The following is a 23,310-nucleotide window of genomic DNA, read 5'->3' as shown; positions in this document are numbered from 1 at the left end:
ACGCTTTTCTCGCCCACGCCGAGACGCTTCGCCGCGAAAAACCCATCGTGGTCTGCGGCGATTTCAACACCGCCCATACCGCCCTGGACCTCAAAAACGCCAAGGCCAACGAAAAGACCTCCGGTTTCCTGCCCGAGGAGCGGGCCTGGCTCGACAAGTTCGTCGCCGCCGGCTACGTGGACACGTTTCGTCTTTTTATGCAGGAAGGCGGGCATTACACGTGGTGGGACTACCGCTTCAAGGCACGCGACCGCAACGTGGGCTGGCGCATCGATTACTTCTTCGTGTCCGAGGAACTCAAGCCCAAGGTGCGGCGGGCCTGGATCGACGCCGCGGTTATGGGCTCGGACCACTGTCCGGTGGGGCTCGAGCTCGACGCTTCGTGACGCATATTCAACCCTTGGCGACACCGCATCGGCTTGCGTCAGGGGCTGTTATCCTCCGGGCATACCGGGTTCGCTTGGGGATCATCGCGGCCTTTCAAGATTTCTTTGACCGCCGCTTCCCTTTTATTGTAAGTTAGTTTCTCTATAACCAGATCGAGGGAGGAACTGCGATGAAACGGCTTTTCACAGCAACGACCATGTTGGCGCTGCTATTGGCGTGCTGCGCCCTGGCCCTGGCCTCTTCCGGCGGCCCGGGGCTGAGCGCGGACGAGGCCCTGGCCAAGCTCAAGGAAGGAAACACACGCTACGTGGCCAAGGCCAGCGTCGCCCCGCACCAGGACGCCGCCCGTCGCCACGAAACCGCGACCGACGGACAGCATCCCTTTGCCACCATCCTTTCCTGCGCCGATTCCCGCGTGCCCCTGGAGATTCTCTTCGACCAGGGCGTGGGCGATATCTTCGCCGTGCGCGTGGCCGGCAACGTGGCTGCCGTGGACGAGATCGGCACCATGGAATACGGGGCCGAGCACCTGGGCGTGCCGCTCATCGTGGTGCTCGGGCACACCAAGTGCGGCGCGGTGACGGCCGTTGTGAAAAACGAGCCCGTGACCGAAAACATCGGCCAACTGGTCGCGCCCATCGTCCCGGCGGTCAAGTCCGTCAAATCCCGCTTCGCCTCCTCGGACGTGGACGAGGTCGTCAGCAAGTCCATCGAGGCCAACATCTGGCAGGCCATAAGCGACATCTACGCCAAGAGCCCGCTGCTCAAGCAGATGGCCGCCGCCGGCAAGGTCAAGGTCGTGGGCGCGCTCTACGACATCGACTCGGGCGAGGTGCGCTGGTTCGGCGAACACCCGAGCGTGGCCACGCTGCTCGGCAAGTAGTCTTTCCCCGCCCGACGACACAGGCGGCTCCTCCGGGGCCGCCTTTTTATTGAGCTGCTGCAGTCCCGGCCAGACATACCTGAAGGGCGCGTACATTGGCCGAGCGCATCCCCTTGCGCCAGACCAGTTCGGTCGTTGCCGCGCCGTAGGGCGGGGCAAGGGCGTGCGTCGTCAGGGTCTGGGGCGCGGGGAAAAGCCGCAGCACCGTCTCGGGCACGACGCCCACGCCCATGCCGGCCGAAACGCCTCCCAGAATGGCATGGTAGGAAGCCAATTCGGCGATCCGGTCGGGTGCGTCGCCATGATCGTGAAACCAGTCGAGGAGCCTGCGTCGGTAGGAACAGCCTTCCCGAAAGGCCAAGGCCGTTTTGTTCCTGATGTCGGCCGGGGTGCGGATGTCGGGATGGCCTTCCGGGGCGATCAGGACCAACTGTTCGGTGAAAACCGCCACGGTTTCCAGGCTGTCGTTTCGCGGCGCGTCCGCGATGAGTGCCGCGTCCAGTCTGTTGGCGAATAATTTTTCGTACAGGGCCTGGCTCGTGCCGGTCGTCAATTCGATCTCCAGCCGGGGATGCTGGGCGTAGAGCTGCGCCAGAGGCTTGGGCAACCGTCCCGCCGCCGTGCTCTCCATGGCGCCGATGCGGAATCTTCCTCCCGGCGCGACGTTTCGGACCTGGCTCTCCGCTTCCTGCGCCAGGGCGACGATCCGTTTGGCATACTCGTAGAAGGTGCGTCCCTCGGGGGTGCACGGCATCTGCTTCCCCTGGCGGGCGAAAAGCCTGACGCCGAGCGCCTCCTCGAGCCGGAGAATCCGCGTGGTGACGCTCGAAGGGACACGGTGCAGGCATGCCGCGGCCCGGGTCACGCCTCCCGCTTCGACAACGGCGATGACCGCGTGCAGGTCGGCCAGCTCCATACGTTCTCCAAAAAAGAATGTTATGTTCATTTATTTTCAATTTTCTTGAATCCATGAGTTAGCTAAATCGAAAGCGGAGAACAAGCCCGCCTCGACGGTCCGGCGGGGGAAAAGGGCCCAGGGTAACGGAAAACCTTCCGCTCTTATATGGGGTTGCCCAGGACGCGAGGAGTCGGCAAGCAAGCGCAGCCGGGAGATGGGCCTTGGAGGTTGGGGCTCGCGTACCCCGTGGCCATGCGACACGCTGGAACGGACGGCGACAAGAACGGGCGGACAAGGGGTTTATGGAAAAACTGTACAAAAACGGCTTGCTGCAAACGTTCGGCGGCGCTTGCGGCCTTTCGATCGTCATGGGCGTCGGGCGCTTCGCCTACACGGCCATGCTACCCTCCATGATGCAGAAAGGGGGCGTCGACGCGGCCGTCGCCGGCAACATGGCTGCGCTCAATCTGGTGGGCTACCTCCTCGGGGTGCTGGCCATGCGGCGGGAAAAGCCCGGAAGGAGGCGCTATGGCCTGTATGCCGCTTTTCTTGTGCTGAGCGTCGCCACGACGGCAGGCATGGGCCTGACGCACGCCGTCCAGGCCTGGCATGCCATCCGCTTCCTTTCCGGCTTCGCCTCCGGAGCCTGCTTCGTGCTGTGTTCGGCCATCGTCCTCGACACGCTCATGGCGCTGCAACGGCCCGCCCTGGCCGGCTTTCTCTACAGCGGCGTCGGCGTCGGCATCGCGCTGGGGGGAATGTTGGCGCAGCCTCTGGAGAACGGCATCGGGCTCGACGGGGCCTGGATCGGCCTGGGCGTTTTGTGCCTTCCCTTGTGCCTCGCCTCCCTGGTCTGCCTGCGGCCGGGCGTGAATCCGACGCTCCGCCCAGCCGCGCGCGGGGCGCAAACGGATCGCGAGAGAGGACGCGGGCAGCGCCGCGACTATTTCCTGCTCCTTGCCTCCTACTTTCTGGAAGGCTTCGGCTATATCATCGGCACGACCTTTCTCGTCTCCCTGGTGCGCGAGACCACCCATTCCGTCTCCCTGGCCAATGTTTCCTGGATCATCACCGGCTGCGCGGCCGCATGCAGCGCCCCCCTGTGGCGTCATGCCGCTCGCGGAAGCTACCTCTCCATGCTGGTGCTCGCTTTCGTCCTGCAAGGGGTGGGGACGCTGCTGCCGGCGCTTTCCGCCGCTCCCGGGGTCATCGCGCTCGGCGGCCTGCTGCTTGGCGGGACGTTTATGGGCATCACGGTGCTCTCGCTCCAGTACGGCGTTGCCTTGAGCGGAAAACCCAGCGCCCACACGGTCGCCGTGATGACGGCCCTCTACGGCGTCGGCCAGATCATCGGACCGTATCTCGCCGGGATCAGCGCCCAGGGAAGGGGATTCGGGCCGGCGTTCATTCTTTCCTCGGCAGCGCTTTTCTCCGCCGCCCTGCTGCTCGGGGTGAACCGTGTCTGCGGCCGGCGCGGCGGCTGGCGGGATTGATGCGATAAAAGGAGGATTGCGGCATGCCGTACGTCAACATCAAGGTGACCGGGGGAAACGAAGCGCCGACCGCCGGACAGAAGGCGGCGCTCATCAAGGGAGTGACGGAACTGCTCTCCGGGGTGTTGGGCAAGAATCCCGCGACCACGGTCGTGGTCATCGACGAGGTCGCCCAGGACAACTGGGGACTCGGGGGAATGAGCGTGACGGAGGTGCGCCAGCGCAACCGGAAGGCTTAGCGCCCCCGGAATTTTGTTCTGGATTTTGCCGGCAAAACTGCTAGGTCCGGGGCGTGCGCGCCATCGTGCTTGTCGTTTTCGTGCTCGTGTACGCGGCCATGGCCCTGGGGCGGCTGCCGGGGCTGGCTCTGGACCGGGCCGGCGCGGCGGTGCTCGGGGCCATCGTCCTGGTCGCCTCGGGCCTGCTCACCGTGCCCGAGGCCCTGGCCGCCGCCGACGCGCCCACCCTGGCCCTGCTCTTCGGCCTCATGGTCGTCTCGGCCCAGTTGCGCCTGGGCGGGTTCTACACGGCCGTCAGCCGCCGCATCATCGCCGCCTCGGCCTCGCCGGCGGGGCTGCTGGCCCACGTCATGCTGGCCGCCGCCGGGCTGTCGGCCGTATTGGCCAACGACATCGTCTGCCTGGCCATGGCCCCGATCCTGACGGAGGCGACCCTGGCCAGGGGGCTTTCCCCCTTGCCGTATCTCCTGGGCTTGGCCCTGGCCGCCAACATCGGCTCGGCCGCCACGCTCATCGGCAATCCCCAGAACATGCTCATCGGCCAGGTGGCCAGGCTCGACTTCGCCGGCTATTTCCTCGACGCGTGGCCGTGCGTGGTCGTTTCGTTGGGCCTGGCCTGGGCCGGCGTGGTCTTCGCCTACCGGGGCCGCTTCGCCGGGCCGCGCCTGACCCTCGCCGTCGATTCCCCGCCCTATCGCGCCTGGCAGTCGGCCAAGGGGCTTGTCGCCCTCGGCGCGTGCATGGCCTTTTTTTGCCTGGGCGGCGCGCCGCGCGAGAACGTGGCCCTGGCCTGCGCCGGGGCGCTGCTTTTAAGCCGCCACATGACCTCGCGCGAGACCCTGTCCATGGTGGACTGGCAGTTGCTGCTCCTTTTCCTGGGCCTTTTCGTGGTCAACAGGGAGGTGGCGGCGGCCGGGTTCCTGACCGACCTCCACCACGGCCTCGGCCGCCTGGGCATCGACCTGGCCAGGCCGGGCTGGCTGTTCGCCGCCACGGCCGTCATCTCCAACATCGTGTCCAACGTGCCGGCCGTGATGCTGCTTTTGCCCGGCCACGAGAGCCACGGCCAGGCCGTGCTCCTGGCCGTGTCCAGCACCCTGGCCGGCAACCTGCTGCTGCCGGGCAGCATCGCCAACCTCATCGTGGCCGACCAGGCGGCGGCTCTCGGCGTGCGCCTGGGATTTTGGGAGCACGCCCGGGTGGGCGTGCCCGTGACCCTGGCCAGCCTGGCCGTGTCCGGGCTCTGGCTGTTGCGGGGGTAGCATGGAGCTTTTGCGCAGGGCCCTCGATGCCGGCATGGTCCGGGAGGCCGACACGGCCTTCGTGCTCTACGACCTGGACCGGCTGGAAAGCCGGCTGGCCGCCGTGGTCGCGGCCTTCGGGGCCGAGAGCCTGGCCGCCGTGGCGGTCAAGGCCAATCCGCTGCCGCCGGTCCTGGCCTTCCTGGCCGGGCTCGGGGCCGGGGCCGAGGCGGCCAGCCTGCCGGAAATCCATCTGGCCCTGGAAGCGGGCTTTCCCCCCGGCCGCATCGTGTTCGACTCCCCGGCCAAGACCGTGGAGGAACTGCGTCTGGCCCTGACGCTCGGCATCCGCGTCAACGCCGACAATTTCGACGAGCTGGCCAGGATCGGCGATCTGGCCGTCGCCCACGGCTTCAGGCCCCGGGCCGGGCTTCGCGTCAACCCGCAAGCCGGGCTCGGCCGCATCCGGGCCACCAGCGTGGCCGGTCGCTATTCCAAGTTCGGCGTGCCCATGGCCGAGCGCGAGGCCATCCTGGCCGCCTTCGCCCGCTATCCGTGGCTCGACGGCCTGCACGTGCACATCGGTTCCCAGGGTTGCCCCCTGGACCTGCTGGTCGCGGGCGTGGGCGCGGTCTACGACCTGGCCGGGGAGGTCGACCGCCGCTGCGGCGAGGGCCGGGTGCGCTGCTTCGACCTCGGGGGCGGGCTGCCCGTGGCCTACCGGGACGGGGACGCGCCGTCCACCCCCCGGGCCTATGCCGCGGCCCTGGCCGACCGCTGCCCGGACCTTTTTTCCGGCCGTTTCGAACTCGTGACGGAATTCGGCCGGTTCCTGCACGCCCCCTGCGCCGTGGCCGGCAGCCGCGTGGAATACGTCAAGCGCCAGCCCGGCCACCGCACCGCCGTGATCCACCTCGGCGCGGACATGTTCGTGCGCGAATGCTACAACCCGCGTAATTGGCCCCACCGCACCCGGGCCCTGACCCCGGACGGGCGCGAGAAGACCGGCCGGACCGCCGTCTGGCATCTGGCCGGGCCGCTGTGCTTCTCCGGGGATTTCCCGGTCCGTCGGGCGCGCCTGCCGGACCTCGCCCCGGGGGACATCGTGGTGATCGAGGACGTGGGGGCCTACACCCTGGCCATGTGGTCGCGCTACAACAGCAGGCAGATTCCCCGGATCATCGGGGCGCGGCAGGGGCGTTTCAGCGTGCTTCGCGAACGCGAGACGCCGCAGGACGTGATGCGGTTCTGGCTCGGGACCTGCCCGCCGCCCCAAGGGGGGGGAAGCTGAGGCGAAAGGGCGTCAGTGGGCCGGCTGGCAGGCGGCGTCCCCGAAGGCGTCGTCACGGCCGAGCAGGAAGTCGATTTCCTCGCGGGTCAGGATGCCCGAGGAGGCTTTGGGGGCCGGGGCAGGCGCAGGCTTGAGCAGCCGGCGCGTTTCCTCGCGAACGGCGGCCACGGTCATGGGCAGGGTGCGCACGGGGCAGGGGAGGCCGTGGCCGGCGCTGTGGCGCGACGCCTCGGAGGGCGGCCGGACCAGGGCCACGACGCAAAGGCGGGGACAGGCTTCCTTGAGCGCCTGGGCCATGGCCAAGCCTCCGGGCGCGTCCCGGCCCGTTTCGCAGAAGGCCAGCCGGCATTCCGGCTGTTCATGCGCCAGGCGCAGGGCTTCGTCCCGGCTTGCGGCCGCCAGCACGACATACTGGTTGCCGAGGGCCCGGGTCAGGAATTCCCGACCGCCGGACCGGGGACTGAGGACGAGCACGCTGGGGAGCAAGGGGACCTCCTTTCCGTCGGGCCGAGCGGCGTTCCGTCGCCGCAGGACGGCATGGCTTTGCGTTGGCGATATCACCAAACGACAAGCAAATGTCATGCCGAGTCTGCAATGGCGATGGGTTGGACGTCGTGTGCTCCGGAGGAGGGAAAGTCCTGCCGCCCTACTTGCGGCAATGCCCTTCAGCCTTGAAGCTGTTGTAGAAGTCGCAGTCGCCCAGGTCGCACGCCTTCTTGTAGTCGACGCAGGCCTTGTCCTGGTTACCCAGGCGTTCGTGGGCCAGACCCCGGTTGGTATAGGCGGCGGCGTCGCCGGCGTGCATGGCCAGGGCCTTGTCGTAGTCGGCCAGGGCGTCGCGGGGGCGGCCCATGTTGTTTAAGACGTTGCCCCGGTTGTTGTAGAGGTCGGCATTGCCGGGATCGGCGGCCAGGGCTTCGTTGAGCAGGGTGAGGGCGGTTTTCGAGTCGCCGGCCTGGACGGCCCTGGCGGCCTGGGCGGCCAGGCCGGAGGCGGTGGCCGTGTCGCGCTGTCCGGAAGGGACGTTGATGGGCGTGCCCGCCGTCTTGCCCGGCGCATTGATGGGCGTTCCCCCCGAAGGGACGGCCGGGGCGTTGATGGGCGTCGATTTGGGCTCGGCGGCCGCATTGATGGGCGTGCCCGTCGCCTTGGCCGGCACGTTGATGGGTGTTGATTTCGCCTCGGCCGGCGCATTGATGGGCGTTCCGGTCGGCTTGGCCGGGGCGTTGATGGGCGTTCCTCCCGCGGAGGCCGTCGAGGCGGCCGGGGCGGGGGCCGGGACGTTGATGGGGACGCCGCCCGAAGGCGCGGGTTGCGGCGCGGCGGGTTCGGCCGTGGCCGGCCGGGGCGCGGAGGCCGGGGCGGCGGTCTTGGCCGGCTGCTGCTGTTGCCACAGACCGCCCTTGGGGTCGGGCGAGGCCGGCCGCACCGGGTCGGGAATGGTCAGGGTCTCGGTCTCGGCCTTGGAAGGCGGAGCGGCCACGGCTGCCGCGTTCTGGCGGTTCAGTTCCTCGCGCTCCTGTTCCTCGGTGCGCATGGCGGGCTCGGACTGGCGCATCTTCTCCAGCCGCCGCTTGAGGATCTCCTCCTGGGTCAGGGCCCTGGCCGGCAAGGCCGCACCCGCAAGCAGCGCGGCCGTGACCGCGCAGGCAATCCATCGCATGACGCCTCGTCCTTTTTTCGCGCAGGTCGCGTCGACCGGCCGCCGGGTTACGGCCGGGCCGGGATGTTGAGCACCTGGCCGTCGCGCAGGGTGTCCGGATTCATGTTGCCATTGGCCCGGGTGATGTCGTCGACGCCGATGCCGAACTTGTGGGCGATGCGCGAGAGGTTGTCCCCGCGCTGCACCGTGTACTGGGTGGCGTCGCCCTTTTTGGCGCTTTCGGCCTTGGGTTTGGCGTCCCTGGTTTCCTTGGCGTCCTTCCTGCCCTTGTCGGGCTTGGCCTTGCCGCCGGATTCGCTGCCCGGCGCGGGAATCTCGATGACTTCCTCGCCGCGGTAGGGCACGGCCATCTGGGTCGGGTCGCCCGGCCGGGACAGGCCGGACGGCGGTGTGGTCGGGGCGCGCGGCGCGGCCGGGGCCGGGGCGGTCTTGGCCGGGGCGGTCTTGGCCGGGGCGGCGGCATCGCCTTTCAGGAAAGCCTTGTATTCCTCTTCCGAAAGGCTGCCGTCGCCGTCCGTGTCCAGGCGCACGAAGTCGTCCGACCGCACGTCGGGAAAGACGAACAGCAGTTCCTCGTAGGAGATCTTGCCGTTTTTGTCGTGGTCGACATTGCGGAAGGAGTCCTTGTCCCCTCCGGAACAGGCGCAAAGCGCGGCGCAAAGGCAAAGCGCCCCGCAGGCGAAAATTGGCCGCATAGGCTCCTCGTTTCAGGCGTTGGGCGGACGGCGTAATCGCCGCATACGAAGCTGGCGCTTACCATGGGGGCAAAGGCCAAGTCACGTGAAAAAAAAGTGCGTTTTCACCGGCGAACCGTCCCGAGCGTCCCGGTGGATGGCCTCGGCATGGGTGCGGGGTTGCCCCCGGAAGGCGGCGGGGATAGGACGGCGGGGGACCGGATCGCCATGGCGCGGTCCGGGACCGTTCCCTATTATCGCCACGGGAGGCATGCGATGGATCTGACGACGTTGCGCAAGAAGGCCAGGGAGGAACTCAAGGGATTTTGCCGGGTGTGCCCGGTGTGCGACGGCCGTGTCTGCGCCGGCGAGGCCCCGGGCATGGGCGGCATGGGCACGGGATCCTCGTTCATGGCCAACCTGAGCGCCCTGGCTTCCTGGCGGCTCAACATGCGCACCCTGCACGACGTGAAGGCCGCCGACACCAGGCTGACGCTCTTTGGCCGGGAGCTCTCCATGCCCGTGCTGGCCGCGCCCATGACCGGCGTGCTCTACAACATGGGCGGCAAGCTCTCCGAGGAGGCCTTCATCCGCATGATCATCGACGGGGCCGCTGCCGCCGGCACCATCGGCATGTGCGGCGACGGGGCCGACCCGGCCATGTACGGCAGCGGCGTGGAGGCCATCAAGGCGCAAGGCGGCTGCGGCATCCCCATCGTCAAGCCCCGGGCCCAGGAGGCGGTCAAGGAGATGCTGGGCAAGGCCGACGCGGCCGGGGCGGCGGCCGTGGGCGTGGACGTGGACGGCGCGGGCCTGCTCGTCATGGCGCTCAAGGGCCAGCCGGTGTCCCCGAAGTCCTTCGCCGAGTTGGCCGAGCTCGTGGCCGTGACCAGCCTGCCCTTCATCGTCAAGGGCGTCATGACCTCGGACGAGGCCGTCATCGCCTGCGACGCCGGCGCGGCCGCCATAGTGGTCTCCAACCACGGCGGCCGGGTGCTGGACCATGCCCCGGGCGCGGCCGAGGTGCTGCCGGAGATCGCCGCCGCGGTCGAGGGACGCTGCGTGATCCTGGCCGACGGCGGCGTGCGCACCGGGGCCGACGTGCTCAAGTGCCTGGCCCTCGGCGCGGACGCGGTGCTCGTCGGCCGGCCGCTGGTGGTCGGAGCCTTCGGCGGCGGGGCCGAGGGCGTGGCCTTCCTGCTGCAAAAGCTCAAGGCCGAATTGACCGCGGCCATGCTCCTGACGGGCACGGCCTCGGTGCGCGCCGTGTCCCCGCGCATCCTGCGCCCGGCCCGTTAATGTCGCGTCTGCCAATGCGTGCATACGCAGTCCTGGGACAACAAGCTTCAGTGATTATGTTTTTTTGAAAAAATACTCTCGTATTTTTCCAGGGATACGACAAAAAGCCCTCCCGGACGGCGACGTCCGGGAGGGCTTTCTTCGCTGCGGGCGTCGGGCCGTTATTCGGCCGCCGGCGCGTCCTCTTCCTTCCAGGCCAGCTCGATGGAGAGCTTGCGCTTGGACTTGCCGGGCTTGACCTTCTGCTTGAAGCTGATCTCCAACTGGGCCGTCAGCGGCAGGTCGACGCAGACCGGCCCGTCTTCGGTGGTTCCGGCCAGCTTGCGCTGGCGCAGGCCTTCCACGATCTTTTCAAGGACGACGGCGGCGTCGTAGGTCAGCATCTTTTCGTCGCAATGGAACAGATCGGACTTCTCGCTCATGCTGCGCTCCTTATGGGGATGGCATCGGGTTGCGGAGGGGTATTCGATCTCCTTAACCACCTTTTCCGTCATTGTCATGACGGGCGCGCGAAAAATCGGCCGCCACACAGGCCGGCGGCGCGTCAGGCCGGCTGGAAGTCGTAGGCCCCCGGGCCCTGGACGAGGAGCAGCTGCGCCGGGGCGTCGCCCCGGTTGGCCACCTCGTGGACGCGCCCCGGCGGCACCGTGGCCCGGTCGCCGGGGGAAAGCAGCAGCGTCTCCTCCGGATCGCTCAGGACCACGGCGGCCGTGCCGGACAGGCAGAAGGTGTGGTCCGTGACCGCGCCGTGCCGGTGGGGCGGGATGCCCTGGCCCGGGTCCAGGGTCATGAGCGTGACCTTGGCTTCGGCCGTGGCCAGGATGGTCTCCTTGCCGGCGATGGCGTAGGGGGCGGGGGCGTCCTTGGACATGGCGGGCTCCCTGGGCGGCGGTCACATCTGGCTGACGATGAGTTTTTTCCAGAGCGAGTAGCCGTTCTTGGTCAGATGGATGCCGTCCTCGGTGAAGTTCGGGCCGAGCTTGCCGTCGTCGGCCAGGAAGGAGTCGTAGAGGTCGAGGTAGTGGACGAAACGGTTCTGGCGGGCGCACAGTTCCTTGAGGCGGTCGTTGGTGGCGACGATGTCGGCGTTGTCGATGTTGCTCGTGCGAGTGGGCAGGATGCTTTGCACGTAGATGAGGGTGTAGGGCGAAAGCTCTTGGATCTTACGGATGATTTTGTCGTAGTTGTCGATGATGCGGTTTTGGGCGGTGATCTCGTTGATGCCGATCATAAGGAAGAGCTTGTGCGGCTTCTTGTGGGCGATGGGTTCGATGCGCTTCAGGATGTCCGCGCTGGTGCAGGATTCGACTCCGTTGACGAAGACCTTCTGCGGCTGGTCGAAAAGGTTGTAGATCTCCCAGCCCTTGGTGATGCTGTCGCCGCAAAAGACGATCTGCATGGCCAAAATCACGGGCAGGGCGGCGTTCACGACGGCGAGTCCTCCGATGGCGCGTTGTCCGGGCAGCCTGCGGCCGACTGGACCCAGGAAAAGCCAAAATAAGGGCGCAGGCGAATCCGGTCAAGCCGGCGCAGGGGCGAACAACGCCATGAAAACGCCCCGCAGCGCTCCGGCTCCCGTGGTCACGGGCCGGAACGTTGCGGGGCGTCGCACGTTTTTCGTCGAACGGACGCGCCCTTGCCGCTTAGCGCTCCAGGGCGACGAGGTCCTCGTAGGTCTCGCGGCGGCGGGCGAGGACGACCTTGTCGCCGTCCACCAGCACCTCGGCCGCCCGGGGCCGGGAGTTGTAGTTCGAGGACATGGTGAAGCCGTAGGCCCCGGCCGAGAACACGGCCAGCAGTTCGCCGGGGGCCACGGCCGGCAGCTCTCGGTCCCGGGCCAGGAAGTCGCCGGACTCGCAGATGGGGCCGACCACGTCCACGTTGAGGTTCTCGCGCCCGGCCGGCCGGACTTCGCGGATGGCGTGGAAGGAATCGTAAAGCGAGGGCCGGATGAGGTCGTTCATGGCCGCGTCCACGATGACGAAGTCCTTGCTCGGGGTTTTTTTGGTGTAGACGACCTCGGTGACCAGGATGCCGGCGTTGCCGACGATGACGCGGCCGGGCTCGAGGATAAGCGTGAGCGGCAGGTCGCCGATGGCCCTGGTCAGGGCCTGGCCGAATTCGCGCGGGTGGGGCGGCTCTTCCTCGTTGTACTGGATGCCCAGGCCGCCGCCGAGATCCAGGTAGCGCGTCTCGATGCCCATGGCCGAAAGCTTGGCCCGGAAAGCCAGGATCTTGTCCAGGGCCTCCAGGAAGGGCTCGATGGAGGTGAGCTGGGAGCCGATGTGGCAATCGATGCCCACGGGCGTCACGCCCGGCAGTTCCTTGGCCCGGGCGTAGGCGGCCAGGGAGTTCTCGATGTCCAGGCCGAATTTGTTCTTTTTCAGGCCCGTGGAGATGTAGGGATGGGTCTTGGGATCGACGTCGGGGTTGATGCGCAGGCTCACGTCTGCGTTCTTGCCCAGGCGCGAGGCGATGGCGCTGATGCGCTCCAGCTCGCCCAGGGACTCGACGTTGAACATGAGGATGCCGGCCGAAAGGGCCTGCTCGATCTCGGCCGCCCGCTTGCCCACGCCCGAGTAGACGATCTTGGCCGGATCGACGCCGGCGGCCAGCGCCCGGTAGAGTTCCCCGCCCGAGACGATGTCCACGCCCGCGCCTTGCCCGGCCAGGGTTTTTAAGACCGACAGGTTGGAATTGGCCTTGACGGAAAAGCAGGTCAGGTGCGGCAGGGAGGCGAAGGCCGAATCGAAGGCCGTGAAGTGCCGGCGCAGCGTGGCGGCGCTGTACACGTAAAGGGGCGTGCCGTAGGCGGCGACCAGGGTGGAAACGGGGACGTCCTCGGCGTAGAGTTCGCCGCCCCGGTACTCGAAATGATGCATGTCGGTCTCCTTAGGATGCGGGGCCGCCGAAGCGGTTTTTCCAGTCGCACAGCTTCGTGAGCGCCTCGAGCGGCGTCATCCGGTCTAGTTCGAGCCGGGAGAGTTCGTCAAGAAGCAGGCTTTCGGCCTGGGGCGGCGCGGCTTCCCCAGGGGCGGCAAGCCCTCCGAGGAGCCCGGGCAGGGCCGGCTGGCCCAGTTCGCGCCCCGCCTGGGCGACCTTGCCCGGCTCACGGCTGCGCTCGAGCTCGGTGAGGATCTCCCGCGCCCGCTTGACCACGTTTCGCGGCACGCCGGCCAGCTTGGCCACCTCCACGCCGTAGCTGCGGTCGGCCGGGCCGGGCAGCAGGCGGCGCAGGAACACGATGTCGCCCTTCCATTCCTTGACCGCGATGTTGGCGTTGCGAAGCCCGGGCAGGCGGCCCTCCAGGGCCGTCAGCTCGTGGTAGTGGGTGGCGAAGAGGGTGCGCACGCCAAGGCCGTCGTCGCGGCCGCACAGGTCCTCGACCACGGCCCAGGCCAGGGCCAGGCCGTCGAAGGTGGCCGTGCCCCGGCCGATCTCGTCGAGGATGACGAGGCTGCGCCGGCCGGCCTGGCGCAGGATGCGGGCCGTCTCCATCATCTCCACCATGAAGGTGGACTGGCCCTGGGCCAGGTTGTCCGAGGCCCCGACCCGGCAGAAGACCCGGTCCACCAGGCCGATCTCCGCCCGGGCCGCCGGCACGAAGGAGCCGATCTGGGCCAGGATGGCGATCAGCGCCGTCTGGCGCAGCACCGTGGACTTGCCGGCCATGTTCGGGCCGGTGATGAGCAGCACCTTGGCCGACTCGGGCAGGGTCACGTCGTTGGGCACGTAGTTGCCCACGCCCTGGACGGCCTCGACCACGGGGTGGCGGCCGGCTTTTATGGCGATGGAAAGGTCCTGGCTAAGCCTGGGCCGGGTCCAGTCGCCGGCCACGGCCGCCGTGGCCAGCCCCTGCCAGATGTCCAGGCGGGCCACTTTGGCGGCGGTGTCCATGACCCGGTCGCGCACGTCGGCGATGCGGCCGCGAAGTTCCGTGAAGAGGTTGTATTCGAGGCTTTTGCGCTTGTCTCCGGCGGCGGTGAGCTTTTCCTCCAGCTCCTTGAGCGCCGGGGTCACGTAGCGCTCGCAGTTGGCGAGCGTCTGGCGGCGCTCGAAGTGCTCGGGCGGATACCCCCCCGAGCGCGACAGCTCGAAATAGTAGCCGAAGACCCGGTTGTAGCCGAGCTTGAGCTTGGGCAGGTTGCAGGCCTCGCGCTCGCTGGCGAAAAGTTCCTGGATGCGGGCCTCGCCGTGCTCGGTGAGCTCCATGAGCTCGTCGAGTTCGGCATGGTAGCCGGGCCGGAAGAGCCCGCCCTCGGTGACCAGGGGCGGCGGGGAGTCCACCAGGGCCCGGTCCAGGAGATCGCGCACGTCGTCCAGGTCGTCCCAGCCGGAAACAAGCTCCCTGGTGGCCCCGGGCGCGGCTTCGCCGGCATTCGCCAGTTTCCGCAGGCCGGGCAGGGCGCGCAGCGACTGGCGCAGGGCGGTGAAATCGCGCGGCGCGGCGCGGTTGAGGAAGATGCGCGTGGTCAGCCGTTCCAGGTCGTGGATGTCGGACAGGGCCGCGCCGAGGGCCTCGCGGCGCTCCACGTCGTCCACGAGCCAGGCCACGGCGTCCTGGGTTTCGGCGATGGGGGCGAGGTCCAGCCAGGGCTGGCGCAGCATGGATTCGAGCAGCCGGCCGCCCATGGGCGTGACCGTGCGGTCCAGGACATGCCACAGCGTGCCGCGGCCCTTGCGGCCGTCCAGGCGGCGGAAGATCTCCAGGTTGCGCTCGGTGACCTCGTCGAGCAGCATGTGCCGGCCCAGGTTGACCGGCCGAAACGGCCGCAGATGGCCCAGGTCGCGCATCTGGGTGGCCGTCAGGTAGGTGAGCAGCGCCCCCATGGCCCGCACGAGCTGGGGCTTGTCGCCCACGTCCAGGGCGTCGAGGTCGGCCACGGCCTGGGCCCGCAGCACCTTGTCGCGGCCGCTGGAGAAGTCGAAGTGGGGCTTTAGGGGGAACCGGCTGAGGTGGATGCCCTCGCGCGGGACGTCGCGGGGCGGCTCCAGGCCTTCGGGCAGGAGCAGTTCCCGTGGGCCGATCTTGACCATCCACTGCCACAGCCGGGCCGCGTCGCGGGAGAAAAGCCCGGACCATTCGCCGGTGGAGAAGTCGACCCAGGCCAGGCCGCCGGCCCGTTCGTCGGCGTCGTAGTAGAGGGCGGCCAGGAAGTTGTGTTCCTTGGCCCGGAGGTTTCCTTCCTCCACGGCCGTGCCCGGAGTGAGCACGCGGGTGACGGCCCGCTTGACCAGCCCCTTGGCTTGCCTGGGGTCCTCCATCTGGTCGCACACGGCGACCTTGAACCCCTTGTCCAGGAGTTCGGCCAGATACCCCTCCACGGCGTGGTGGGGCACGCCGCACATGGGCACGGGGGATGCGGCCTCGGGATTGCGCGAGGTGAGCGTCAGTTGGAGTTCCCGGGCCGCCGTGACGGCGTCCTCGAAGAACATCTCGTAGAAGTCCCCCATGCGATAGAACAGCAATGCGCCAGGATGCTCTTCCTTGAAGCGCAGGTACTGCTCCAGCATGGGGGTCAGCTTGATTTCCCCCACGGCGGCTGGCGCGGCGACGGACTAGGCGTCGGCCTTCTTGTCCGCGGCCGGGACGTCGGCGGCGGGCGCGGGCGAAGCCGGGGTCGCGGCGGCGTAGCTCGGGGCCACGATGGGCGCGGCGACCGTGGACTTCTTCTGGGAGGCCAGCTGCTTTTCCATGGCGTTGACCTTGTTCTGCAGGCTGCGCACGCTCGTGGCCAGGCGGACCTTCTCGGCCAGGAAGTACAGGGTGCAGAACAGGCCGCCGGCGACGAAGGAGATCAGCAGCACCACGTAGAAAGGCACGGCCGGGCTTTGCACCATGTAGCCGAACGCGCCGAGCTTGAGCAGCAGGGGCGTTTCCAGGATGGCGGTGTTCTGCACGAAAAAGAGCATGCAGACGAAGAAGAACACGAGCAGGAAAAGCACCTTGATCACGCGCATGGAGGCCTCCTTGTCACGACGTAACGGTTGCGGGGTAACCCTTGAAAAACGGTTTGAGCCGATCGTAGGTGGAGAGCAGAAGCTGCGGCACGATCCGCGTCTCTCCGAAAACGGCCATGAACGAGGAGTCGCCGTTCCAGCGCGGCACCATCTGGAAGTGCAGATGGGCGGCGATGCCGGCGCCGGCCGCCTCGCCGAGATTGAGCCCGATGTTGATGCCTTGCGGGTGCATGGTCTCGTGCATCGCCTTGGTGCAAAAGGTGAGTCCCTGGGTCAGTTCCAGGGCCTCGTCCGGCGTGAGTTCGGTGAGGCAGCTGGCATGGCGCAGGGGCGTGACCATCAGATGTCCGGAGTTGTACGGAAATTTATTCATGATGACGAAGGTGTGCCGCCCCCGGGCCAGAACCAGGCGTTCCCTGTCTTCACGGGCGTCCTCGGGCAGGCAAAAGACGCAGGCGTCGGGCTTGGGCCCAAGGATGTAATCCATGCGCCAGGGCGCCCACAACACTTCGACCATGCGGATTAAGCTCCCAACCGTTACGATCCGTCGAGCAGGGCGGCGACGGCTTCCGCCGCCTCTTCGGGGTTTGCGACCGCCCGGACTCCGGGCAGGCAGCCGTAGTAGCCGATGGCCGCCACGGGCCGGCCGAGCTTGAGCGCCAAGCCGATCTCCGACAGGGTGCCGGCCCCGCCCGCCACGGCCACGGCCGCCTCGCCGTTGAGTACCACCAAAACGTTGCGCGCGATACCCAGTCCGGTGGCGATGGGCACGTCCACGTAGGGATTGGCCGCGCCGGGGTCGTTTCCCGGCAGGATGCCGATGGTGCGACCGCCGGCCTCCCGGGCTCCCTGGCAGGCGGCCGCCATGACGCCGCCGCCCCCGCCGCACACGACCTCCCAGCCGCGACCGGCGAGAAGCGCCCCGAGCCGTCGGGCCTGGGCCGCCGTGGCCGCGTCGCAGGAAGCCGCGCCGATGACCGAAATCCGCCTGGGTCGCGCCGTCGTCATGTCCGACTGTTCCTACACGCGTCTTTCTCCAAGGGCAAGGGAGCCTTAGCCCGATGACGAAAGGTTGCCGGCCCAAGGCTTGAGTCCGCCGCGCCGCCGGGCTATCCTTAGGGGCCATGTTCGTTTTTACCTCACAAAATTTTCCCACGTCACCGGGCGTTTATCTCATGAAGGGGCCGCGCGGGAAGATTCTCTACGTCGGCAAGGCGAAAAATCTCCGCGCCAGGCTCGGCTCCTATTTTCGCGGCGACGTCGGGCACACCGTCAAGACCGCCGCCCTGGTGGCCCGGGTGGAGGGCGTGGAGGTGCTGCTCACGGCCTCGGAAAAGGAGGCGCTGCTCCTCGAATCGAGCCTGATCAAAAAGCACCGGCCCCGCTACAACGTGGTGCTCAAGGACGACAAGAACTACATCCTTTTCAAGCTCGACAAGCGCTCGCCCTATCCCCGGCTGGCCTTCACCCGACGGGTGGCCCGCGACGGCGCGGCCTATTTCGGCCCCTTCACCTCGGCCGCCGCCGCCCGGGCCACCTGGAAGGAGCTCGGCCGGGTGTTTCCCCTGCGCAAGTGCGGCGACCGGGCCATGGCCAACCGGGTGCGGCCGTGCCTGTACCATTTCATCGGCCAGTGCCTGGCCCCGTGTGTCAAGGCCGTGGACGCCGGCGAATACATGGAGCTGGTGCGCCGGGTGGAGGCCTTTCTCACCGGCCGCTCGGCCGAGATCATAAAGAACGTCCAGAAGGAGATGGAAGCGGCGGCCGAAGCCCTGGCCTTCGAGAAGGCGGCCGGGCTTCGCGACCTGCTGCGGGCCATGCGCCGCACCGTGGAGGGCCAGGCGACCGTGCTCACGCGCCTGGTGGACATGGACGTGGTCGGGTTCGCCGCTACGGAGCACGGGGTGGGCCTTTGCATCCTGTTCGTGCGCCAGGGACGGCTGCTCGACCGCAAGACCTTCTTTTTCCCGGGCCTGGAGGCGGGCGAGGCCGTCTGGGCCGCCGGCAGCGCGCTCACCCAGTTCTACCGGCCCGAGAGCTTCATTCCGTCCCGGGTGGTGGTTCCCGACGCCCTGGCCCCGGCGGCGGCCGGGGAAACGGCCGCCGCCGGCGACGGCGGCCCCGACGCCGACAATGACGGCGGCGAAGGGCAGGGGGACGCCCAGGCCCTGGCCGAGATCCTGGAGGAGCGCCGGGGTGGGGCCGTACGCTTTGGCGCGCCACGGGGCCGCGAGGAGCGCAAGCTTTTGGAACTGGCCGAGGTCAACGCCCGCCGCGCCGCCGAAGAGGCGGCCAAGGCGGCCGAGCGCGACGTGCTGCCGTCGCTTGCCGCCAAGTTCGGCCTGCCGCTGCTTTCCCGCATCGAGGCCGTGGACGTTTCCCACCTGGGCGGGCGCGGCGTGCGGGTGGGACTGGTCGTCTTCGAGGAGGGCGCGCCCAAAAAGCGCGACTACCGGGCCTACGCCTTTCCCGAGGCCGAGGGCACTTCCGACGACTACCTCGCCCTGGCCGCCTTCGCCGCCAAACGCGCCGCTTCCGGCCCGCCCTGGCCGGAGCTGCTCCTCATCGACGGCGGCAAGGGCCAGCTCGAGGCCGTGTCCCGGGCCCTGACCGCAGCCGGCGCGGGCGGGGCCTTCGCCCTGGCCGCCATCTCCAAGGGCGACACGCGCGCCCAGAACGAACTCCACGACGTCGTCCACGTGCCCGGGCGCAAGAACCCCTTGTCCCTGCGGCCCGGCTCGCCGGAACTCCTTTTCCTCCAACGGGTGCGCGATGCGGTGCACGAATTCTCCATCGGCCGCCAGCGCCGGGCCAGGACCAAGACCGGCCTGGCCAGCGATGTACTGGCCCTGCCCGGCATCGGGCCCAAGACGGCCAGGCTCCTCTGGGAGGCCTTCGGCTCGGTGGCGGCCATGAAGGCGGCCGGAGCCGGGGAGATCGCGCAAAAGGCCGGCCTCGGCCCCAAGCGGGCCGCCGCCGTGGCCGAGGCCCTGGCCGGGCTTCCGGACTGAGCCCTTTCTCCTCCGGCCTCGGCCGCACCTCCCAGAGCGCCGCGTCCGCGAAGGGCGCGTACATATTCCGTGCGTATAAATTGTAATAATTGATTTTTGTTAACAAATGCCGGCATATTCCCTATGAATCGCCGCGCGGGCGTCCGGCCCTGGCCGCTGCGACGCCGGCCAGGGTCAGGGCGAACCCGGCCAGTTGCGCGCCGCTTAAGGAGGCGTCGAAGAAAAGCCAGGCCTGGGCCGCGGCCAGGGGCGGGGCCAGGAAGAGCAGCGACACGGTCCGAGCCGCCTCCCCGCGCCGGATCATCCAGACCAGCAGTCCCGCGCCGCCGAGGGAAAGCCCGACCACGCTCCAGCCGAGGGCCGCGAGCACGGTCGTCGTCGGCGCAAAGCGGTTTTCGCCCCAAAACCAGGCCAAAACCAGCGTGACCAGGGTCGCGCCGCCGTGTTGGGTCGCCGCCGCCGCGCGCAGGTCGGCGGCGGCCAGCCGCGAGCGCTGGAGGAGCGTGCCGGCCGTGATGGCGGCCATGGCGCAAAAGGCCAGCCCCAGGGGATAGAGCGCCTGACCCGGCCCGGGCGCGCCCGGTGCGGGCCAGGCGGCCAGGGCCACGCCGGCCAGGGCCGCGGCCATGCCGGCCACGAGGCGCTTGTCGGGCTTTTGCGCGAGAAAAAGCGCCGCCGCGACGGCGGTCAGGGGCGGCTGGAGCGAGCCGATAAGCGCCATCACGCCCGGGGACAGGCCCAGGGCCACGGCCCTGTAGCTGGCGGCCAGGTAGACGCCGTGCAGCACCGCGCCGGCCCCCAGATGGCCGGCCAGCCGCGTCCCCCGGGGCCAGGCCGCCCCGGCCCGCGCGGCCAGCAGGGCCAGGACCACGGCGGCCAGGGCGAAGCGGGCTGTCAGAAACAGGCACGGATCGGCCTGACCGGCGATGGCCCGGGCCACGATGAAGCCCGTGGACCAGAGCACGACGAAGAGGGGCGGGGCGATGCGCGCGAACATGGCAGGACGTTTACGCCCGCTTTCGCATAAGATATAATGAAATGAATCGATGCTTCCATAAAGGATTTTTATGGATATCGCCGGTCTGGACCTGCAAGCCCTGCGCACCCTGGCCACGGTGGCGGACACGGGCAGCTTCACGGCCGCGGCCGGGGCGCTGCACCGGACCCAGGCCGCGGTGAGCGCCGCCGTGGCCGCTCTGGAGCAGGCCGCCGGCTGCCGGCTGCTGGAGCGCTCGCGCCACGGCTGCCGGCCCACGACCCAGGGCGCGGTGCTTCTCGGCTACGCGCGGCGCATGCTGGGACTCGCCTGCGAGGCGGCGAGCGCCCTGGAGGCGACGCGCGCCGGACAGACCCTGCGCCTGGGCGTGACGGACGAATGCCTGGCGACCCAGGCCGCGACGGCGTCGCGGCTGTTGGCCGAGAAGCGGCCCAGGGCCTGCCTGGAGGTCCGGTGCGACCTGTCCGAGCGCCTGGAGGCGGCCCTTTGGGCCGGGGAACTCGATCTGGCCGTGGTGGTGCGCGCCCCGGGGAGCGCGGCCGGGACGCTCCTTTGGCGCGAGCCTCTCGTGTGGTGCCTGCCGGCCGGGAGCGCGGCCCATCGGGTCCGCCCCCTGCCCGTGGCGCTGTTCGCCGAGGGCTGTCGGACGCGGCCCATGGTCCTGGCGGCGCTTCAGGCGGCGGGGCTGGCCCACCGCGAGGCCTGCCGCGCCTCCCACGTGGCGGGGCTGGCGGCCATCGCCGGAGCCGGGGGGGCGGTGGCCGCCCTGATCGGCCGGGCCGTGCCGCCGGACTGGCGGGTGCTCGCGCCCGGCGAGGCCGGACTGCCGGCGCTGCCCGTGTGCGAGGCGGCCCTGCTCCTGCCATCCGAACCCACGCCCCTGGCCGGCTGCCTGGCCCGGGCGCTCGCCGGCATGGAAGCAGGGGAAGCCGAGGAAGCGGGGGGAAGCGGGGAAAAGGAATAAAGCCCGGCTATTCGGCCTTCCACAAGGTCTGGACCGGCGTGAAATAGGCGTCGAGCCGGGGGCTCACTTCCACGGTCACCTCGTCGGCCCGCGCCACCCGGATGTGCTCGTCCGGAACGAGGCCGGCTTCCTCGGCGATGCCGGCCCAGCGCGCCACCTCCTCGGCCACGAGTTCCTCGAAGGCCGGCTCGGGCCGGCACGGCCGGCAGAAACTCGAAACCGTCACCCACTGCGCGCCTGTTTCCTCGGGCTGGCTCATGCCTGCCTCTCCTTTTTGCATAGGTTTGCGGCCAGCCGGCCCAAGCGGCCGGTCAGCCTTCCTCGTCGCCGTTGCGGCCGGCCATGGCGTAATCGTTCCAGGCCGCGGTATGGGGCTCCAGGCTGCCGTCGCCCCGGATGTGGACCACCCTCGCCCCCCGGGCGAGCAGGGCCGGGGCGATGCGGCTTGCCCGGTGGCAACGCCCGGGGTCTTCTTCGGCGCAGAAAAGGGCCAGCCTGAAGGACTGCTTCCAGGCTTCCATGACCCGGTCCACGCCCCGCACGAAAGAGACCGCGTTCACGATGCCGTCGCCCAAGGAATGCCCGCCCAGGTCGCGGCCGAGGTACAGGTAGCCGACTCCCCAGGCCCGTAGCGAGGCTTCCAGCGCCTCCTTGGAAAAGTGCGGCATGTACCGGGAGAAGGGGGCCCTTCGCACGTCCACCAGCAGGTTGACCCCCTGGCAGGCCAGCAGGCTCAGGAACGTCGCGCGCTCGTGGCTGTCGTGGCCGATGGTGAAGATCGGCCCGCGTACGAGGGGTTCCTGATGCACTGGCGTCGCGTCCTCCGGCTTGGGGCGGGCATGCCGCCGCGACATGCCCGGTACGAACGATCAATGGAATGCGGCGGGACGTCAGGGGGCGGCCTTGCCGTCCCCGACGAGCTCTCGGTAGCGGAAGCAGCCCGTCAGGTGGTCGTTGACCAGTCCGGCCGCCTGCATGAAGGCGTAGGCGATGGTCGGGCCGACGAAGCCGAAGCCCCGTTTTCTGAGGTCGCGGCTGAGGGACTCGGCCAGGGGCGTGGTGGGCGGCACCTGGCCCAGGGAGGCGCGGCCGCCGACGATGGGCCGCCCGTCCACGAAGCGCCACAAGTAGGCGTCGAAGGAGCCGAAGGCCTCGCGCACGGCGAGAAAGGCCCGGGCGTTGGCCACCGAGGCCGCGATCTTGGCCCGGTTGCGCACGATGCGGGCGTCCGCGGCCAGGGCGGCCAGCTTGTCCGGGCCGTAGCCGGCCACGACCTCGGGGTCGAAGCCGTCGTAGGCCGCCCGGTAGCCCTGGCGGCGCTTGAGGATGGTGTGCCAGGACAGGCCAGCCTGGGCCCCTTCGAGGATGAGCAGCTCGAAGAGCGCCCGGTCGTCGTGCAAGGGCGCGCCCCATTCCTCGTCGTGGTAGCGCACGTAGAGCGGATCGTCCCCGCACCAGGGGCAGCGCACGAGAGGCTCGCCGGTCACGGCTAGAGCCCCAGCTCGCCCCACAGGGCGTCGATGCGGGCCTTGACCTCGGCGGACATGGCCAGCGAATCGGGCCACTCGCGCATGTGCCCGTCCTCGGGGCCCTTCTTCGTGGCGTCGATGCCCATCTTGCCGCCGTAAAAGGGCATGGGCGCGGCGTGGTCCAGGGCGTCGAGGGGGCCGTCGACCACCACCACGTCGCGGCGGGGGTCGACGTTGTTGCCGAGCCGCCACAGGACCTCGGCCGTGTTGTGGACGTTGACCCCCGCGTCCACCACCACGATGAACTTGGTGAACATCATCTGGCCCAGGCCCCAGATGGCGCACATGACCTTCCGGGTGTGCCCGGGATAGCGCTTGTCGATGGCCACGAAGCAGAAGTTGTGGAACACGCCTTCGAGCGGCAGGCTCATGTCCACGATCTCCGGCAGCTGCTTCTTGATCAGCGGCAAAAAGAGCCGCTCGGTGGCCTTGCCCATGTAGCAGTCCTCCATGGGCGGCGGCCCGACCAGGGTGGCCGGGTAGACGGCGTCGCTGCGGTGGGTCAGGGCCGTCACGTGGAAGACCGGGTAGTCGTCGGCCAGGGAGTAATAGCCCGTGTGGTCGCCGAAGGGGCCTTCGCGGCGCAGTTCGCCCGGCTCCACGTAGCCTTCCAGCACGAACTGGCTCGAGGCCGGCACCTGCAGGTCCACGGTCTTGCACTGCACGAGCTCCACCGGAGCCTGGCGCAGGAAGCCGGCGAAGAGGAATTCGTCGATGTCGTCGGGCAGGGGGGCGGTGGCGGCGTAGGTGCAGGCCGGGTCCGGGCCCAGGGCCACGGCC

At 68.9% G+C, this 23,310-nt stretch carries 26 protein-coding genes; 9 read left to right on the top strand and 17 right to left on the bottom strand.

The genetic code is table 11. From position 1 onward, the window contains the following. Together Q1K70_RS07335 and Q1K70_RS07330 are read left to right on the top strand one after the other, a co-directional pair. Positions 1-386 (top strand): exodeoxyribonuclease III (locus tag Q1K70_RS07335; RefSeq protein ID WP_300157389.1); only part of this gene is annotated, 386 nt, incomplete at its 5' end. 170 nt (positions 387-556) lie between these two features. Beyond that, positions 557-1,270, top strand: a complete 714-nt coding sequence (locus tag Q1K70_RS07330) for a carbonic anhydrase (protein WP_300157388.1) — start codon at positions 557-559, stop codon at positions 1,268-1,270. A 46-nt stretch (positions 1,271-1,316) separates the two neighbouring features. Here Q1K70_RS07330 and Q1K70_RS07325 read toward each other — a convergent pair whose 3' ends face one another. Next, on the bottom strand, positions 1,317-2,186 hold the full coding sequence (locus Q1K70_RS07325; protein ID WP_300157387.1) for a LysR family transcriptional regulator: 870 nt from the start codon (positions 2,184-2,186) through the stop codon (positions 1,317-1,319). Between the two features lie 284 nt (positions 2,187-2,470). Here Q1K70_RS07325 and Q1K70_RS07320 point away from each other — a divergent pair, with 284 nt between their 5' ends. Genes Q1K70_RS07320 through Q1K70_RS07305 form a run of 4 tightly spaced genes read left to right on the top strand, consistent with a single transcriptional unit; the run spans position 2,471 to position 6,432 of the window. Continuing rightward, a complete protein-coding gene (locus Q1K70_RS07320; RefSeq protein ID WP_300157386.1) occupies positions 2,471-3,661 on the top strand; it encodes a YbfB/YjiJ family MFS transporter in 1,191 nt (396 codons plus the stop codon). A 23-nt stretch (positions 3,662-3,684) separates the two neighbouring features. After that, positions 3,685-3,900 (top strand): 4-oxalocrotonate tautomerase family protein, encoded by a 216-nt coding sequence (locus tag Q1K70_RS07315; protein WP_300157385.1) that lies wholly within the window; start codon positions 3,685-3,687, stop codon positions 3,898-3,900. Between the two features lie 53 nt (positions 3,901-3,953). After that, complete coding sequence (locus Q1K70_RS07310; protein WP_300157384.1) at positions 3,954-5,162, top strand: SLC13 family permease; 1,209 nt, start codon at positions 3,954-3,956, stop codon at positions 5,160-5,162. Between the two features lies 1 nt (position 5,163). After that, on the top strand, positions 5,164-6,432 hold the full coding sequence (locus tag Q1K70_RS07305) for a diaminopimelate decarboxylase (RefSeq protein WP_300157383.1): 1,269 nt from the start codon (positions 5,164-5,166) through the stop codon (positions 6,430-6,432). A gap of 12 nt (positions 6,433-6,444) precedes the next feature. On the opposite strand, the gene Q1K70_RS07300 is transcribed toward Q1K70_RS07305, so the two are convergent. The 3 genes from Q1K70_RS07300 to Q1K70_RS07290 all read right to left on the bottom strand — a co-directional run bounded on the left by Q1K70_RS07300 (position 6,445) and on the right by Q1K70_RS07290 (position 8,790). Then, the gene (locus Q1K70_RS07300) at positions 6,445-6,918 is read right to left on the bottom strand and encodes a hypothetical protein (protein WP_300157382.1); all 474 of its coding nucleotides are present in this window, start codon (positions 6,916-6,918) and stop codon (positions 6,445-6,447) included. Positions 6,919-7,078: 160 nt separating this feature from the next. Continuing rightward, positions 7,079-8,095: a tetratricopeptide repeat protein gene (locus Q1K70_RS07295; protein ID WP_300157381.1), complete on the bottom strand. Its 1,017-nt coding sequence runs from the start codon at positions 8,093-8,095 to the stop codon at positions 7,079-7,081. A gap of 47 nt (positions 8,096-8,142) precedes the next feature. Further along, complete coding sequence (locus Q1K70_RS07290) at positions 8,143-8,790, bottom strand: LysM peptidoglycan-binding domain-containing protein (protein WP_300157380.1); 648 nt, start codon at positions 8,788-8,790, stop codon at positions 8,143-8,145. Between the two features lie 255 nt (positions 8,791-9,045). Between Q1K70_RS07290 and Q1K70_RS07285 the strand changes: the two genes are divergently transcribed. Then, entirely contained in the window at positions 9,046-10,068 is a 1,023-nt protein-coding gene (locus Q1K70_RS07285) for an alpha-hydroxy-acid oxidizing protein (RefSeq protein ID WP_300157379.1), read from the top strand. Between the two features lie 161 nt (positions 10,069-10,229). Here Q1K70_RS07285 and Q1K70_RS07280 read toward each other — a convergent pair whose 3' ends face one another. The 8 genes from Q1K70_RS07280 to Q1K70_RS07245 all read right to left on the bottom strand — a co-directional run bounded on the left by Q1K70_RS07280 (position 10,230) and on the right by Q1K70_RS07245 (position 17,037). Next, the gene (locus tag Q1K70_RS07280) at positions 10,230-10,490 is read right to left on the bottom strand and encodes an amphi-Trp domain-containing protein (RefSeq protein ID WP_300157378.1); all 261 of its coding nucleotides are present in this window, start codon (positions 10,488-10,490) and stop codon (positions 10,230-10,232) included. A gap of 122 nt (positions 10,491-10,612) precedes the next feature. Further along, positions 10,613-10,939 (bottom strand): cupin domain-containing protein, encoded by a 327-nt coding sequence (locus Q1K70_RS07275; protein WP_300157377.1) that lies wholly within the window; start codon positions 10,937-10,939, stop codon positions 10,613-10,615. A gap of 21 nt (positions 10,940-10,960) precedes the next feature. Beyond that, positions 10,961-11,497, bottom strand: coding sequence for a GDSL-type esterase/lipase family protein (locus Q1K70_RS07270; protein WP_300157376.1), 537 nt, complete (start codon positions 11,495-11,497; stop codon positions 10,961-10,963). Positions 11,498-11,711: 214 nt separating this feature from the next. After that, a complete protein-coding gene (gene lysA / locus Q1K70_RS07265) occupies positions 11,712-12,950 on the bottom strand; it encodes a diaminopimelate decarboxylase (RefSeq protein WP_300157374.1) in 1,239 nt (412 codons plus the stop codon). Positions 12,951-12,960: 10 nt separating this feature from the next. Then, positions 12,961-15,582, bottom strand: coding sequence for a DNA mismatch repair protein MutS (gene mutS / locus Q1K70_RS07260; protein ID WP_300157390.1), 2,622 nt, complete (start codon positions 15,580-15,582; stop codon positions 12,961-12,963). A gap of 45 nt (positions 15,583-15,627) precedes the next feature. Further along, on the bottom strand, positions 15,628-16,029 hold the full coding sequence (locus Q1K70_RS07255) for a LapA family protein (RefSeq protein ID WP_300157372.1): 402 nt from the start codon (positions 16,027-16,029) through the stop codon (positions 15,628-15,630). A gap of 13 nt (positions 16,030-16,042) precedes the next feature. Beyond that, on the bottom strand, positions 16,043-16,546 hold the full coding sequence (locus Q1K70_RS07250; RefSeq protein ID WP_300157370.1) for an HIT domain-containing protein: 504 nt from the start codon (positions 16,544-16,546) through the stop codon (positions 16,043-16,045). Between the two features lie 20 nt (positions 16,547-16,566). After that, positions 16,567-17,037 (bottom strand): TIGR00725 family protein, encoded by a 471-nt coding sequence (locus Q1K70_RS07245; RefSeq protein WP_300157368.1) that lies wholly within the window; start codon positions 17,035-17,037, stop codon positions 16,567-16,569. A gap of 116 nt (positions 17,038-17,153) precedes the next feature. Between Q1K70_RS07245 and uvrC the strand changes: the two genes are divergently transcribed. After that, positions 17,154-19,040, top strand: coding sequence for an excinuclease ABC subunit UvrC (uvrC, locus tag Q1K70_RS07240; RefSeq protein WP_300157366.1), 1,887 nt, complete (start codon positions 17,154-17,156; stop codon positions 19,038-19,040). A 121-nt stretch (positions 19,041-19,161) separates the two neighbouring features. Here the strand turns inward: uvrC and Q1K70_RS07235 are convergent, their stop codons facing one another. Beyond that, positions 19,162-20,037, bottom strand: a complete 876-nt coding sequence (locus Q1K70_RS07235) for a DMT family transporter (RefSeq protein ID WP_300157364.1) — start codon at positions 20,035-20,037, stop codon at positions 19,162-19,164. Between the two features lie 70 nt (positions 20,038-20,107). Between Q1K70_RS07235 and Q1K70_RS07230 the strand changes: the two genes are divergently transcribed. Then, positions 20,108-21,001: a LysR family transcriptional regulator gene (locus Q1K70_RS07230; RefSeq protein ID WP_300157362.1), complete on the top strand. Its 894-nt coding sequence runs from the start codon at positions 20,108-20,110 to the stop codon at positions 20,999-21,001. Positions 21,002-21,008: 7 nt separating this feature from the next. Here the strand turns inward: Q1K70_RS07230 and Q1K70_RS07225 are convergent, their stop codons facing one another. The 4 genes from Q1K70_RS07225 to Q1K70_RS07210 all read right to left on the bottom strand — a co-directional run. Continuing rightward, complete coding sequence (locus tag Q1K70_RS07225) at positions 21,009-21,260, bottom strand: hypothetical protein (RefSeq protein ID WP_300157360.1); 252 nt, start codon at positions 21,258-21,260, stop codon at positions 21,009-21,011. 52 nt (positions 21,261-21,312) lie between these two features. Next, complete coding sequence (locus Q1K70_RS07220; RefSeq protein ID WP_300157358.1) at positions 21,313-21,810, bottom strand: DUF488 domain-containing protein; 498 nt, start codon at positions 21,808-21,810, stop codon at positions 21,313-21,315. Between the two features lie 81 nt (positions 21,811-21,891). After that, a complete protein-coding gene (locus Q1K70_RS07215) occupies positions 21,892-22,488 on the bottom strand; it encodes a DNA-3-methyladenine glycosylase I (RefSeq protein WP_300157356.1) in 597 nt (198 codons plus the stop codon). Positions 22,489-22,490: 2 nt separating this feature from the next. After that, the coding region (locus Q1K70_RS07210) for a UbiD family decarboxylase (protein WP_300157353.1) at positions 22,491-23,310 on the bottom strand (820 nt) is incomplete at its 5' end.

This window comes from Solidesulfovibrio sp. (genome assembly GCF_029978005.1).
Classification (GTDB): domain Bacteria; phylum Desulfobacterota; class Desulfovibrionia; order Desulfovibrionales; family Desulfovibrionaceae; genus Solidesulfovibrio.
The sequence above is the reverse complement of the archived record's forward strand: the minus strand, read 5'-3'. Positions and strand labels throughout refer to the sequence as shown.